Genomic DNA, 15,030 nt, shown 5'->3' with positions numbered 1-15,030 from the left:
TTTTCGCTATAAGCGGCAGCCAGGGTTAATGTTGGCGTGACACGATATTGCATCCCCAGCTTGAATCCGGTGCGTATAGCTGATGCGTCTTCCAGCTTGTAACCAGCAAAGGCTGTGCCTACCGAGGTATTGGCAAAAAAGTCCTGCTCTATGCTTGCATAGACAAAGTTTATGCTAGCCCCGATTGAAAGTTTCTCGTTTACTTCGCAGCCAATGCCGGGAATCACTTTAGCGATGCCGAACAGTGATGATAAATCATCGCGATTGCCAAACGGCGTGCGGATTTTATCGAATACACCGCCTGCACCGCCTTGGGCGAAGAAGCCGATGCCCGCCGTGCAGGATGTATCTTCCAGTGGCCGCGCATAACCGCCGCCGCCAAGAGGCGTGTAACGGTTTGAGGCATGTTCTTCGTTGCGGGGGTCTTTATGCACCAGGTCGGTGGTGCGCAGTATCGAGCCGAACATGTCCAGCAGCGGCGCCTTGATCTGCGTCAGCCCGGCAGGATTGGTGTTCAGCGCGCTGGTGTCGCGTGCCACCGCTACGTCGGCACCGGCCATCAGGCTCGATTCGGCACCAAAGCCGATCAGGTTGATACCGTTTGTCGCATGTGCGGTACCACTATCAGCGACCAGGTAAGCGGCAATCGTCAAAGCAAGGGCGGTAACCAGGCGGGTGGTGAACAAGTGTAAGTGAGTCATGGCGAGTGTGATTCTTATTTTGTTGCGGACATTCTCACATAATCCGGAAAATTGGTATCGCGATAATAGAGCAGCTAAAACACGGTATTTTAGCCAGTAATAAATGTTCAAGACTTCTTTTAGCAGATTTTGTCGGTACTCTTATTCAGGGATGTGGTGAAAAGGTCACCACTGGCAGGGTGTCTTTTTTACGGCCAAGGGTTGTGTTTAACACCCTGATTTGAATGTTTCAGCTTTGTAACAAACAATGCGCAATTTGATTAAAAATGCAATGCATTTTCACAAAATTTTCTTAAAAAAATTCTTAAAAATAATTCTTTAATAGAAACAACCAGTTGACTATTTTGGCGTGACTTTATAACTATATCTTGTGTTTTGTCTGATTGAAAAGCCATAGATATTGTTTTATAGTCGCATCCATACGGTTTGCAGGAGAAACTTCTTCTGCATTTAAAAGGGAATCTGGTGCGTGAAATTCAGCACAGTATTCATCAAGCCAGGGCTGCCCCCGCAACTGTAATCAGCGAGTTGTTTGCTAACACTTAAGCCACTGAAGAAATTCGGGAAGGCGACAGCAAATGATCATGACCTGAGAGCCAGGAGACCGACCGTCAGTTTTTTACTTGTTAACGTTTGAGGCGGGGTGTCCTCAGCATTGGCAGTGCATTCATCATGATGCCGGTTTTCCCGGTCACCACATGTTTGCGTTTGCGTCTTTGCTCCTGACCCTCGCTGCCAGAATTGGGAGCCATCAATGTCACAATACGAATCCATGCAGGCCACAAAAAGAGATGGTCGCAAGGAACCCATCAATCTCGACAAGATCCACCGCGTGATTGATTGGGCATCACAGGGCCTGAATAATGTCTCCGTCTCCCAGGTCGAATTGCGCTCCCATATCCAGTTCTATGACGGCATCCGCACCGATGACATTCACGAGACCATCATCAAGTCAGCCGCTGACCTGATTTCTGAAGAAACGCCGGATTACCAATACCTGGCAGCACGCCTGTCTATTTTTCACCTGCGCAAGATCGCCTATGGCCAGTTTGAGCCACCGCACCTGTTTGACCATGTGACCGGCCTGACCGAGCTAGGCAAATACGATGAGCATTTGCTGCGCGATTACACGCGTGAAGAGTTTGATGTGCTGAATGGCTATATCGACCACTGGCGTGACCTGAATTTCTCTTATGCGGCGGTCAAACAGCTTGAGGGCAAGTACCTGGTGCAAAACCGCGTCACCAAAAAAATCTACGAGAGCCCGCAGTTCTTGTACATCCTGGTCGCCATGTGCCTATTCGCCAATTACAAAGGCCAGGCACGCCTGGACCTGATCAAGCGTTTTTACGACGCTGTTTCCACCTTCAAGATTTCACTGCCAACGCCTATCATGTCCGGCGTGCGTACGCCTACCCGCCAGTTCAGCTCCTGCGTGCTGATTGAGTGTGGCGATAGCCTAGATAGCATCAACGCGACCACCAGCGCCATTGTGAAATATGTGTCGCAACGCGCCGGTATCGGCGTGAACGCTGGCCGTATCCGCGCCTTGGGCAGTGAAATCCGTGGCGGCGAAGCGCAACATACCGGCTGCCTGCCTTTCTACAAACTGTTCCAGTCTGCTGTGAAATCCTGTTCGCAGGGCGGCGTGCGTGGCGGTGCGGCGACCTTGTTCTATCCACTATGGCACCTGGAAGTCGAATCCCTGCTGGTGTTGAAAAACAACCGTGGCGTAGAAGAAAACCGTGTGCGCCACCTGGATTACGGTGTGCAGATCAACCGCCTGATGTACCAGCGCCTGATCAAGAGCCAGAACATCACCCTGTTCTCTCCGCATGACACACCTGGCTTGTATGACGCCTTCTTTGCCGACCAGGATGAATTTGAGCGCCTGTACACGCAATACGAAGCCGATGACAGCATCCGCAAGCGCACCTTGCCTGCCGTAGAGTTGTTCTCGCTGATGATGCAGGAACGTGCCGGTACTGGCCGTATCTATATCCAGAACGTGGACCATTGCAACACTCACAGCCCGTTTGACCCGTCTGTTGCGCCAGTGCGCCAGTCCAACCTGTGCATGGAAATTGCGCTGCCGACCAACGCCCTGAATGATATCAATGATACCGAGGGTGAAATTGCCCTGTGTACCTTGTCTGCCTTCAACCTGGGTGCGCTGGAGTCACTGGATGAGCTGGAAAGCCTGGCTGACCTGGTTGTGCGTGCGCTGGATGCCTTGCTTGAGTATCAGGATTACCCGGTCAAGGCCGCATTGAATGCGACCAACAAACGCCGTTCATTGGGCGTGGGCGTCATCAACTACGCTTATTACCTGGCGAAAAACGGCACCAACTATACCAGCGACACGGCCCTGGGACTGACGCACCGCACCTTTGAGGCGATTCAGTATTACCTGCTGAAAGCCTCGGTACAGTTATCGCGTGAGTTCGGCCCATGCCAGGCGTTTAACGAAACCACTTACGCCAAAGGCATTTTGCCGATTGATACCTATAAAAAGGATCTGGATACCGTCACCACTGAACCCCTGCTGCTGGATTGGGAAAGCCTGCGCAAAGAAATCCAGAAGGATGGCTTGCGTAATTCCACCCTGACCGCGCTGATGCCTTCAGAAACTTCCAGCCAGATCGCCAACGCGACCAACGGTATTGAACCGCCGCGCGGCCTGGTCACGGTCAAGCAATCCAAAGACGGTATCTTGCGCCAGGTTGTGCCAGAAATCGAACGCCTGCGTGACCAGTACCAGTTGTTATGGAAAATGCCAAACAATGAGGGTTACCTCAAACTGGTGGGCATTATGCAGAAGTTCGTCGACCAATCTATTTCTGCCAACACCAACTATGATCCGACCCGTTTTGAAGGCGGCCGTGTGCCGATGAAGCAGTTGCTGAAAGACTTGCTGCAAGTATACAAGCTGGGCATCAAAACGCTGTACTACCATAACACGCGTGACGGAGCGACCGAAGGCGGTACTGAGGCGGAAGATGATGGTTGTGCCGGTGGTGCCTGCAAAATCTAAATAAGTGGCTGCGCGGGCGAATTGCGGCGTTGCGCGGTACTCACAACCTCGCCGTACTACTTGTACTGTCTCGGTTGTTGCGTTCCGGGCGCCTTGCACTTCATCCCGCTCGCTCACTTATTTGGCAGTGTGATAGGTAGTCATTACTCATGTGTTCAGCGTCGGTTAGGAGGCTGAACACATGTTTAAAAATCAACTAGATAAATATTAGAGAAGAAGATGGCCTACAGCATTTTCACGAAAACAGATAACGATCAACTCAAAGAACCTATGTTCTTCGGTCAGCCCGTCAACGTGGCGCGCTACGACCAGCAGAAATATCCGGTGTTCGAGAAGCTGATCGAGAAACAACTGTCATTCTTCTGGCGTCCGGAAGAGGTGGATGTGTCGCAGGACCGTTCTGATTACCAGAACCTGCCCGAGCATGAAAAACATATTTTCCTCAGCAATTTAAAGTACCAGACCTTGCTTGATTCCATCCAGGGCCGTAGCCCGAACGTGGCGTTGTTGCCACTGGTGTCGCTGCCCGAGCTGGAAACCTGGATTGAGACCTGGGCGTTTTCCGAGACTATCCACTCGCGTTCTTACACCCATATCATCCGCAACATCGTCAATGATCCTTCCATCATTTTTGATGACATCGTGCGCAATGACAACATCACCGCCCGTGCGTCGGATATCGCGCATTATTACGATGAGCTGATCCAGCAGACCATGCTGTATTCGCAGCTGGGCGAGGGCGATCATGTCATCAATGGCCAGAAAAAAGTGGTCAATCGCCGCGAGCTGAAAAAGCTGCTGTACCGCTGCCTGATGAACGTGAATATCCTGGAAGCGATCCGCTTCTACGTCAGCTTTGCCTGCTCATTCGCCTTTGCCGAGCGCAAGGTGATGGAAGGCAACGCCAAGATCATCCGCCTGATTGCGCGTGACGAAGCCCTGCACCTCACCGGCACCCAGCACATGCTCAACATCATGCGTTCCGGGCAGGATGACGCCGAATTCGCCGAGATCGCCGCCGAGTTGCACCAGGAATGTTTCGAGATGTTCAAAACCGCTGCCGAGCAGGAAAAACAATGGGCAGAATACCTGTTTAAAGATGGCTCCATGATAGGCCTCAACAAAGACATTCTCTGCCAGTATGTCGAATACATCACCAACACCCGCATGGCGTCGGTCGGCCTGCCACCAGCTTTCCCCAATGCCAAAAGCAACCCGATTCCATGGATCAACACCTGGCTGGCGTCAGACACCGTGCAAGTCGCCCCGCAAGAAGTGGAATTAAGTTCTTACCTGATTGGTCAGATTGATTCGGAGATGTCGGCAGATGATCTCAACGACTTTGAACTCTAATAAGTGGCTGCACGGGCAAATTGCGGCGTTGCGCGGTTTTTTAGTTTCGGCATAACATAAATGTTAGCCTACACTGAAACTCCGTTTTCACAACCTCGTCGTACTATTTGTACTGTCTCGGGTTGTTGCGTTCCGTGCGCCTTGCACTTTATCCCGCTTGCTCACTTATTTTTAAGTGAACACCACCCCACGTGAGCGTTGTACAAAGCCAGCACATCCGCTTTAACCTCATCCCGCAGGAAACCCTGCTCGAAGGCCTTGAACGCACCGGGCACGAAGTAGAGTACCAGTGCCGGAGCGGTTATTGCGGCGGGTGCCGCGTACGCTTACTGGCGGGGGAAGTGGAATACCTTGAACAACCGCTGGCATTTATCGGTGCCGACGAAATCCTGCCTTGTTGCTGCGTACCTAAGTCAGATATCCGTGTGGATTGCGAGCTCAGGCTTGATGTGCAAAAAGCCCAAATGCAAAACGATATGTTCCCTGCGCAACAATCCCTGTTTGATGAGCCTATGCTCACCCCCAAACATGCGCCAGTGAAAAAGCCAGCGAGAAAAAGGGCAGCCAAAAACAATACGCGGGCAAACAACCTGTCATTGTTCTAAAGTGCAGTTAGCCAATAAAAAAGGCGCCTGTATCAACAAGCGCCTTTAGAGTCGGCAATCAGGGCTGCTTCTTAACGCCAGCCTGTCCTCCCCATGTTAGGGGCGTACCCACTGCATTTTTATATGTGGTGTACGTGCTTTCGAATCCTTCTTCACAACCATATCGCAACTGATAATTTCACAGCGCCAGTACATCTGGCGAATCTTCTCGTCTGCTTCGGTGCGAGATTTGCCAAACACCTGCAAATTCTCAACCAGCACGCCGTTCGCGCTGCGTATGGTGTACAAATACTTTCCTGATATGTCCATCATCAATAAACACCCCGAGTATTGATCGGTGTAAAACACCGTAATTTTTCTGATGTTTGCTACATTAACAGACAATTTTGTGTATGTATACACTGTAAAGATACTGTTTTGCTAGTCAATTCAATGCTTTAAGGGGTGTTTTGCATAAATTAACTTCGATTTCAGTGCTAACTAACATAAAGTTATGTATTTAAAAACTTCATGTTTCTTTAATACTTGCTATAGTTGGCCATTTAATTCTCAGCCTTTTGCCAATCTCCTCCATAAGTTTCGGAATTTTCCTACCTCTGTTAGTTATAAATTTTTCCCAGTATAGATACCATTCGGACGAGTTGGTCTTTACGCTCCCATAAGTTTCAATCCATATATAAGCAATTAGGGCATACATCATCTGCCGGTTCTTTATTGCATCGCTTAACTCTTTCCAAATATGAATCATTTCTAAAAAAATCTTTTCTTTTTCAAGAGAGTGATTGCTTTTTAATGCTAATACACTGTATTTCGTGAAGTAGAATTCTTTAAGCTCAATATCTAACAAGGAGCTTGGAGGAGTAATCAATTCGGAATTTATTGCAGAGTTAACCTCATCTAACCAATTTAATGTATCAATCCTAAAAGAACATATCACAACTAAATAACTATATTTCTCTGGGAGCTTAGATGCGAATTTTTTGAATAAATTTAAAGCCTCAGTTATCGGAATCAATGCGTCTTTATAGTCACCCGATAAACCTACGAAGAATGAGTAATTCACTAAAGTAGTAGCATAAAATGGCTCAAATCTATCTTGGTTGATTTCTGCTAGTTTCTTTCGAATATCAACTGCTTGCCTGCAATATTCAAGCGCCTCGGAGTATTTTCCAAGATTCTCTAGTCGACTAGCCATATTCACTAAACCATTTGCATAATTTTCAAGATATCTTTCATTACTCTCTGCTAGATTCTTATATATTTTTAAGGCTTGTTGACAATATGTGTGAGCTTCCTGTGGTGAACCAACCAAAGCAACCCAATTAGAGTGATTTACCAAACAGTTTACATATTTCAATTCATATTGCTTTTTGTCCCTTATTGACAATCTTTTATATACATTCAATGCAATTTTGCTAAATTCAATTGTGTCTTTAATTAACCCAAAGCTAGATAAACGGTTAGCATGATTGTGAAAACTTCTTGCATATGAAGCTTCAAATCTATTTGGATGAGAGTTACTCAATTCAGTAAAAATCTTCACACTCTCGGAGCTAGACTCTAAAGCTGACTCACTTAAACCAATAAGATTTTCAGCAAGGGAAAGGTTTACATACAAATCCCCTAAATTTTCTTTATCTGAAATTCCCATTTTGCTAGCACGAAATTTTATGAGTTTTTTTTCTACTAAATACTTACAAACTACATAATCTAATTTTGCAAGTTGTAAAGATTGATTTTGCAGCAGTGAATCCAAAATTCCAGCTATTTGACCTTTTAATGGTTCCTCAATACGCTTAAAGGCTTCAACCAATAGCTCCCCAAGATAACCTTGAGTTTCGATGGCAACTTCAAGAACATCATAAATAATGTGTTTGAAATTGCATGCTATCGCGAGGACTAAAGCGTCATGTATTGCGCTTCTGTGATGAGATAGTCTTGCAAATACTGTAAGACAATGTCTTTGATATTTTTTGGGTGCACTTGAATCTAAAAGTGCATTTAGAAAAGTTTTTACATCGGCCTTTAATAAATAGCGAACTACTTGAGCCTCACCCAAAAGATCGGGTCTTAAGGGTTGCATTCCTGATTGACCAAGATGAAGCGAATTTAAACAATTGTACAAAACACTGAAAGTAATTGGTTCAATGCTGTTTGCATCAGTTACGGAAACTTTTTTCCAATATGTGAAAGCTTCTTTTTCATTTTGGAAGCCACCAGTTAACGTCGTTAATGCAACTAGTCTTTCTGGAACATAGCTTTGTAATATTCGTAGATATGCGTTTTGTTTAAGTAAGGCTTGCCAATATCTGGACTCGTGATTTAGCAAGGAGTCTGTAAGAGTTGATGCATTCTCAGGTCTTTCGCCATATAAGGCCATTAAAGCAGCCATATGGAGATATAGGGGTCTTCCCAAGTGATCGCCATTTAGTGGAGGAATTGTTTTGGGTGGCTGCAATCCAAGTTTATTTGCAAAAGCTAACTGTGCATTTAAGTAGGCACGTTCTCTTTCTAAATGCTCCAAGTGGATATTCCCTAAACTTTGTGGTCCAGTCGTTGCTTTACTGTTTAAAAAAGCTTCACAAATAGCATCTGCTGACAATAGCCTATCCCACCACTCTCCTGCTTCTCTAGCCAACAATAAGATCCGAATTGGAAAGGTTTGAATTAATTTATTTGCCTTTAGAATGGATTTAAGAATTGATGTAAAAAGCGGTTGCCTTGTTTCGGCATAATCAATAATTATTAAAATAGGAGTGGCAGAAGACTGTATTGATTGAATAATACTAGGGACATGATTTATGCCAACGTTACTATTTAAAAAACCGGTAACCCATCCAAGCTCTTGGTATGAGTAGCATAACTCTAAAGCAAGTCTGGTCTTACCAGATCCACCGGCTCCTGTAAGTATTCTTACAGTTAAGCTATTTGAGTCTTCATCCATCCAGTTTTTTAAAGAAATTAACTCTAATAGTCGCCCTTCGTCGAATGGGACTATGGCTTCTTCAGCCTTCAATAACTGACTGTCAGTATGAAAGTTTTTTTTCCATTGTTTTTCAGGAATTGTTAGAAATTGATCTTTACTAAAATTGTTCTGGTATTTATTTATAGATACCAACTCAAACGATCTATTTTCAATTGAATCCTCAAGCACATTAAGTGTGGTTTGCAAATTAATCGCGTTGATAAACTTTTGAGCACAATTTGTCCAAGTATAACTATTCAACTCCGCTCTAAGTTTTGCTGCTTGTTTTTTATATTTATCCGGGCTATCAGCTATTTCGCTAATTAATTGAGTCACGGATTTTAAGTCTTCTTCATGAAAAAAAGGAGCATCTACTTGTCCTCGGATATCTATACTACAAACTAGTCCTGCAAGACCAACATGTTCCTCGTCGAGCCATTGAAATAAACCGCTTTTCTTTGTAAGAATTAAAGGAACTCCGCATGAAATAGCCTCCCATCCAACAAGCCCGAAGCCTTCATGCCATGATGGCATTAACGCCACGCTAGCGCTTTTAAGTTGTCTATAAATTTCTTGCCGATTGTGTGTAAATGGTAGAGCTTCTATATTAACTACTCTATCAGCATATTTTTGAGCAAAACGTTTTAACTCTTGCTCTACCTGAAAAGGTTCAGAATCACTGTTTAATGCATCAAGTTCAAAGTCAACACCTCTTAATATTAGTCTTGGTTCTTTACATAGCGTCTTTGGATAGCTAACTAGCATTGCGTCTCGCTGCGCTGAAGCAAAGCCAGCTACACCTAAATAACCTTGTTTTATTTTTGAAGCCTCTAGGTTTAGCCTGCCACTCAAGAAGGCAATAAATTTTTTTGGAGGATCATCAAGCGGCTGAATATCCGCCAAGCCTGGTATGAGCATTTGGCATTTTCGATTTTCATCACTCAGTATATGGTCCAAAGCATCTCTAAGTAATGGACCTATAGCGAATAAATAGTCAGCTTGGATAAATAGGTTTCTTTGTTCAGAAGCTTTATGATTTGCAGAAGCAAAACTTTCAGCAAAGGGCTCATAATCCACATAACTCATATGATGAATTAATGCTGATTTTGATTTAGTGAGTAGAGCACCATTCAAAGCTTTTTGCCCAGTAATACGATCATGTCCAAGCCAAACAACAGGCCTGTTATTAAAATCTATGCTCTCTTTGGCTGACCATGTAGTAAGTTCAAAATTGATTTGTTCGCTAAGTGGAGGGGTAAGAAAACTTGGAAATCTTAATAATTTAACATTAACATTTTCTGCCTCTTCAAGTTGACCACTATGTATTTCGTCCACTAAACAAACAACATCAATTTTCCCATTGTATGAAATAGCTAGAGCTTTTAAGAAGTCGGTATTGAAGCTATTGATGCCGCCAAAAAGACTTCCCCACCTTGTAGCTATAGCAATCAATAACGGTTTATTCACAGGAGTCCGATCAGTTCTTTAAATATTTTGCTAAATATAGCGCATTTCGAATGCAAACAAACACAGTTGCAAAGGGTGAGTAGCATATTTGAATAAATCTAAATCTAACTTTCTGATAGGATAAAAGTTAAAAGAATTTTAACCGTAGCATAAATGAATGATTAAAATGGCCACGAAGTATATTTCAGGCTCCTCAATCCTGCATCAATACAACTTGCATCGTGCAGGCTATGATTTTTCTGTATTGGTACAAACACACCCACCACTTTCACAATACGTCCGTCCAAATGCTTACGGCGATGATTCAATAGACTTTACTAACCCGCAAGCAGTAAAAGCCTTAAACCAGGCCTTGCTCAAGAAATATTACGGCGTGACGGTGTGGGATATTCCAAAGAATTACTTATGTCCGCCTATCCCCGGGCGGGCTGATTATGTGCATTATCTGGCAGATTTGCTGGCAGAGAGCATTCCCAATTTAAACCCAGAACAAGTGCGCTTGCTGGATATTGGTACGGGTGCGAATCTGGTTTATCCGCTGATTGCTGCTCATGCTTATGGCTGGCAATGTGTGGGGGTGGATATTGATAGTAAAGCCTTGAGTAATGCGCAGCAGATTATTGAGGCGAATGGGTTGCAGCAGCAGATAAGTGTACGACTGCAGCCTAAGCCTGAGTCTATATTCAAAGGTGTGATTTTGCCGGGCGAGCAGTTTACGCTCACTTTATGTAATCCGCCTTTTCATGCATCCGCCGCTGAAGCGTTGGCGGGTACGCAGCGCAAATGGCGCGGCTTGGGTAAAAAGCCGCCGCAGGCACTGAATTTTGGCGGGCAGTCTAATGAGCTGTTTTGTGCGGGTGGTGAGGCGGCGTTTTTAACCACTATGATCAGCGAGAGCAGGCAGTTTGCCAGGCAGTGCGTGTGGTTTACCACGTTGGTTTCTAAAGCGACTAATTTGCCGCTGGTTTATCGTGAGTTGAAGAAGGTGCAGGCGGTGACGGTGAAAACGGTGGAGATGGCACAAGGGCAGAAACAAAGCCGGTTTGTGGCGTGGACGTTTCAGCCTGATTTATCTAAAAAGCGCATTTAATCAGCCAGTAACCAATTTCTTGTAGACGATGATAGGCTCAAGCCTATTCTTCTTCACCTATCACATCACCTTTAATCGGTGCTTGGCCACCTTTTCTATTCATAATGGCATCAAATTTCTCATAGTCTGCCTGTTGTTGGCGAACACTAAAAAACTCGGCAGTTTCTAATGCGCTGATTTTTTCTGCTACGGCCATGGCAACAAATTGATTAATACTAGTGCCATCACGCTTGCTGGCAGCGTCTACTGCATCTTTAAGAGATTTTGGTAAACGTAAAGGATATGTGGATGTGTTACTCATTTTAAACTCCTTAAAAGCTGGGATGGCAGCAGTAGTTGTATGCCAAACCTTTGTGGTGTTGTGCCAAAATGTTTTTGATTGAAACTGACCAGTGCTTGAGCGCCACCATTCACTGCTGCTTCTAACACCATCTCATCTGCCGGGTCTCGTAATTGTGGGCGCCATAAATAGTGTGTTTTTACCGGTTTGATGATACCTGCGAGTGCGTTGATAAAAATATCCGCTTCTTGCGCAGTTAAGCCAGCCTCTTGGTAATGGATTGGTAACGTACATTTGGATTCATATTCCATAAACAGTGACACACTTGCCATGAGTGTAAGTTCACCGCGCCTGGCCAGGCGAATAATTTCTGCAGAGGCGCCTGACGGACTGCGCATGCCTGCAATAATGACATCGGTGTCTAACACAACTTTCATTTTTTTATGATATCACCTGTGATGTTATATTGAAAGATTAAGTTCGTGGGTTAAATATATAAAAAGCGCATTTAATCAGCAGCTTGCAAATAATCTTTAGGCGGCTTACTCGTTGTGAGGGATAATAGTGCCCTTATCTTTTTGCAGCAGTTGGAGTCACCTCATGGAAGTCAAAGTCAACTTTCTCGATAAGTTTCGTCTTGAGGCCAAGTTTGATGACTTCACGGTGATTGCCGACCAGCCTATCCGCTATAAAGGCGATGGCTCGGCGCCTGGGCCGTTCGATTACTTTCTGGCTTCATCTGCCTTGTGTGCAGCTTATTTTGTGAAGCTGTATTGCAGCACGCGCAATATCCCAACCGAGAACATCCGCCTGTCGCACAACAATATTGTGGACCCGGAAAATCGCTACAAGCAGATTTTCAAGATCCAGATTGAATTACCGACCGATATCTCTGAAAAAGACCGCGTTGGTATTTTGCGTTCGATTGACCGCTGCACGGTGAAAAAAGTGGTGCAGGCGAGCCCGGATTTCATCATTGAAGAAGTAGCTAACCTGGATGCCGATGCGCAGGCCTTGCTGACCGTCAACACCGCGGCAGAGTCGCAGACGTATATCACCGGCAAAGACTTGCCGCTGGAGCAGACCATCGCCAATATGACCAGTGTGCTGGCCGGGCTGGGCATCAAAATCGAGATCGCTTCGTGGCGCAATATTGTGCCTAACGTGTGGTCTCTGCATATCCGCGATGCGCATTCGCCGATGTGCTTCACCAACGGCAAAGGATCGACCAAGGAAAGCGCGCTGGCGTCGGCGCTGGGCGAGTATATCGAGCGGCTGAGTAACAACCATTTTTATGCCGGCTCGTACTGGGGCGAAGAGATTGCCAATGCCGAATTTGTGCATTACCCGAACGAGCGCTGGTTCAAGCCAGGCCGTAAGGATGCGCTGCCGAAAGAGATTCTTGATGAATACACGCTGGAGATTTATAACCCGGATGGCGAGCTGCGTGGCTCACACCTGATAGATACCAATTCCGGCAATGCCGAACGCGGTATCTGTTCGCTGCCGTTTGTGCGTCAGTCGGATGGGGAAGTGGTGTATTTTCCCTCTAACCTGGTGGAAAACCTGTATGCCAGCAATGGCATGAGTGCGGGTAACACGCTGGTCGAAGCGCAGGTGCAATGTTTATCCGAGATTTTTGAGCGTGCGGTGAAACGCGAAATCATCGAAGGCGAAATCGCCTTGCCGGATGTGCCGCAGGAAGTACTGGCGAAATACCCTGGTGTGGTGGCTGGTATCAAAGGCCTGGAAGAGCAGGGTTTCCCTGTGCTGGTGAAAGATGCATCGCTCGGCGGGCAATACCCGGTCATGTGCGTCACTTTGATGAACCCACGCACCGGCGGCGTGTTTGCCTCGTTCGGCGCACACCCGACACTGGAAGTCGCGCTGGAACGCAGCCTGACTGAATTGCTGCAAGGCCGCAGTTTTGAAGGCCTGAACGATTTACCGCAGCCTACCTTCGCCAGCGAAGCGGTGACTGAACCGAATAACTTTGTCGAACACTTTATTGATTCCAGCGGCATAGTCTCTTGGCGTTTTTTCAGTGCCAAAGCGGATTACGAGTTTGTCGAGTGGGATTTTTCGGGCAAAGGCCAGGGAAACAAAGATAGTGCTAGCGCTGAAGAAGCCGCGACGATGTTTGGGATGTTGGCCGACATGGACAAAGAAGTATACGTGGCGGTGTATGACCAGCTCGGCGCAACTGCCTGCCGTATATTGGTGCCGAGCTATTCGGAAGTGTATCCCGTTGAAGACCTGGTGTGGGATAACACCAACAAGTCGCTATTGTTCCGCGAAGATATCCTGAACCTGCATACACTGGATGACGCCAGCCTGCAAGCATTGCTGGACCGCCTGGAGAATAACGAGCTAGATGATTACGGCGATATCGGCACCCTGATCGGCATCCAGTTTGACGAGAACACCGCCTGGGGCCAGCTCACCGTGCTGGAATTAAAGCTACTGATCAACCTTGCCTTGCAGCAATTTGAAGAAGCACAGGATCTGGTGGGCGCCTTTTTGCAGTACAACGACAATACGCTGGAACGTGGCTTGTTTTACCAGGCCGTGAATGTGGTGCTGGAAGTGATGCTGGATGACGAGCTGGAGTTAGCCGATTACGAGGTTAACTTCCGCAAGATGTTTGGCGATGTGCGCATGGATGCGGTGATCGGCTCAATGGATGGCAACGTGCGTTTCTACGGCTTGACGCCTACCAGCATGAAACTGGAAGGCCTGGACAGGCATCATCGCCTGATTGATAGCTACCGGAAGTTGCATACGGCGCGTGCCAAGATGTAGGTGATCAGTTAGGCATTGGCAAAAAAATGTATGGATGGGATATTTAATCTCCAAATTTCTCAAGTAACTGTAGCGCAGTTTTTGTGTCACCTTTTTTTGCCCTTGCTTCAAAGCGTGTCTTGGCATCAAAGTTCGCAAGTGCCACTGTTGCCAACTCATCAACCAATTTGTTTACACTGACTTTATTGGCTTTGGCTAGCGACTTTAATCGGTCATGCTTGTCATCTGGCAAGCGAATAGTAAGTATGCTCATGTTGACTCCTAAAAGTTCTGTATCAGCTCTAAAAAATGTTCTGGTCCGACAATTTGTAATTGGTTAAAAATCAGCTCGCCTTTCGTCAGGTCTTTTAAGTTTCGTGTCACTATAAAACTAGCCTGACCAGCGATCGCTAATTCAATCAAATGATTGTCCGCTTCATCCGGAAGATTTGGGCGCCATGCATAAAATACTTCAGACCATTTACACACGGATAAAAAGCCATTGATCACTTGGTCCCGTTCCTGTTTGTTTAGTTTGCTCTTTTCGAAAAGGGTGTCACGACTTAAGACATCTTCATATTCAGCGAAAAGCGCAGCGCCTATCAGTGCCTGAATTTCACGATTCAAACATAAGCGTAAAATGGTTCTGGCAACACTACCTTGGTTTTGCAGTGCAGCAACTAGAATATTCGTGTCTAAAACAATGGTTGCTAACATGCTTTATGCTAGCATAGATGCTATCATTAATGAAGTT

At 46.0% G+C, this 15,030-nt stretch carries 13 protein-coding genes and 1 riboswitch; of the genes, 5 read left to right on the top strand and 8 right to left on the bottom strand.

Translation table 11 applies throughout. From position 1 onward, the window contains the following. Both VK958_RS04875 and VK958_RS04870 read right to left on the bottom strand, forming a co-directional pair. Positions 1-701, bottom strand: a 701-nt coding sequence (locus VK958_RS04875) for an OmpP1/FadL family transporter (protein WP_414683848.1), incomplete at its 3' end; no start/stop codon positions are given. 405 nt (positions 702-1,106) lie between these two features. Further along, a riboswitch (cobalamin riboswitch) is annotated at positions 1,107-1,328 on the top strand. Then, positions 1,328-1,453: a hypothetical protein gene (locus VK958_RS04870; protein ID WP_325239457.1), complete on the bottom strand. Its 126-nt coding sequence runs from the start codon at positions 1,451-1,453 to the stop codon at positions 1,328-1,330. (Overlaps the previous riboswitch by 1 nt.) A 2-nt stretch (positions 1,454-1,455) precedes the next feature. Between VK958_RS04870 and nrdA the strand changes: the two genes are divergently transcribed. The 3 genes from nrdA (at position 1,456) to yfaE (ending at position 5,693) form a co-directional block, all read left to right on the top strand. After that, positions 1,456-3,735, top strand: coding sequence for a class 1a ribonucleoside-diphosphate reductase subunit alpha (gene nrdA, locus VK958_RS04865; RefSeq protein ID WP_325239455.1), 2,280 nt, complete (start codon positions 1,456-1,458; stop codon positions 3,733-3,735). A gap of 219 nt (positions 3,736-3,954) precedes the next feature. Continuing rightward, positions 3,955-5,088 carry a class Ia ribonucleoside-diphosphate reductase subunit beta gene (nrdB, locus tag VK958_RS04860; protein ID WP_325239453.1) on the top strand — a complete coding sequence of 378 codons (1,134 nt, stop codon included), beginning with the start codon at positions 3,955-3,957 and terminating at the stop codon, positions 5,086-5,088. A gap of 191 nt (positions 5,089-5,279) precedes the next feature. Beyond that, positions 5,280-5,693, top strand: coding sequence for a class I ribonucleotide reductase maintenance protein YfaE (yfaE, locus tag VK958_RS04855; protein WP_055829702.1), 414 nt, complete (start codon positions 5,280-5,282; stop codon positions 5,691-5,693). A 96-nt stretch (positions 5,694-5,789) separates the two neighbouring features. Here the strand turns inward: yfaE and VK958_RS04850 are convergent, their stop codons facing one another. Further along, on the bottom strand, positions 5,790-6,005 hold the full coding sequence (locus VK958_RS04850) for a hypothetical protein (RefSeq protein WP_325239449.1): 216 nt from the start codon (positions 6,003-6,005) through the stop codon (positions 5,790-5,792). Positions 6,006-6,201: 196 nt separating this feature from the next. Then, positions 6,202-10,125 carry a tetratricopeptide repeat protein gene (locus VK958_RS04845; RefSeq protein WP_325239447.1) on the bottom strand — a complete coding sequence of 1,308 codons (3,924 nt, stop codon included), beginning with the start codon at positions 10,123-10,125 and terminating at the stop codon, positions 6,202-6,204. Between the two features lie 166 nt (positions 10,126-10,291). On the opposite strand from VK958_RS04845, the gene rlmF reads away from it, so the two are divergent. Next, a complete protein-coding gene (gene rlmF / locus VK958_RS04840) occupies positions 10,292-11,215 on the top strand; it encodes a 23S rRNA (adenine(1618)-N(6))-methyltransferase RlmF (protein WP_325239445.1) in 924 nt (307 codons plus the stop codon). A 43-nt stretch (positions 11,216-11,258) separates the two neighbouring features. Here rlmF and VK958_RS04835 read toward each other — a convergent pair whose 3' ends face one another. After that, the gene (locus VK958_RS04835; protein ID WP_325239443.1) at positions 11,259-11,516 is read right to left on the bottom strand and encodes a toxin-antitoxin system HicB family antitoxin; all 258 of its coding nucleotides are present in this window, start codon (positions 11,514-11,516) and stop codon (positions 11,259-11,261) included. Continuing rightward, complete coding sequence (locus VK958_RS04830) at positions 11,513-11,932, bottom strand: putative toxin-antitoxin system toxin component, PIN family (RefSeq protein WP_325239442.1); 420 nt, start codon at positions 11,930-11,932, stop codon at positions 11,513-11,515. The genes VK958_RS04835 and VK958_RS04830 overlap by 4 nt, the downstream gene beginning before the upstream one ends. A 163-nt stretch (positions 11,933-12,095) precedes the next feature. Here VK958_RS04830 and VK958_RS04825 point away from each other — a divergent pair, with 163 nt between their 5' ends. After that, positions 12,096-14,297: an OsmC domain/YcaO domain-containing protein gene (locus VK958_RS04825; protein WP_325239441.1), complete on the top strand. Its 2,202-nt coding sequence runs from the start codon at positions 12,096-12,098 to the stop codon at positions 14,295-14,297. A 43-nt stretch (positions 14,298-14,340) separates the two neighbouring features. Here VK958_RS04825 and VK958_RS04820 read toward each other — a convergent pair whose 3' ends face one another. Together VK958_RS04820 and VK958_RS04815 are read right to left on the bottom strand one after the other, a co-directional pair. Beyond that, a complete protein-coding gene (locus tag VK958_RS04820; RefSeq protein ID WP_325239440.1) occupies positions 14,341-14,550 on the bottom strand; it encodes a toxin-antitoxin system HicB family antitoxin in 210 nt (69 codons plus the stop codon). Positions 14,551-14,558: 8 nt separating this feature from the next. Beyond that, on the bottom strand, positions 14,559-14,993 hold the full coding sequence (locus VK958_RS04815) for a putative toxin-antitoxin system toxin component, PIN family (protein ID WP_325239439.1): 435 nt from the start codon (positions 14,991-14,993) through the stop codon (positions 14,559-14,561). Positions 14,994-15,030 lie beyond the last annotated feature (37 nt).

The organism is Methylophilus sp. (assembly GCF_035460085.1).
Taxonomy (GTDB): Bacteria; Pseudomonadota; Gammaproteobacteria; order Burkholderiales; family Methylophilaceae; genus Methylophilus.
The sequence above is the reverse complement of the archived record's forward strand: the minus strand, read 5'-3'. Positions and strand labels throughout refer to the sequence as shown.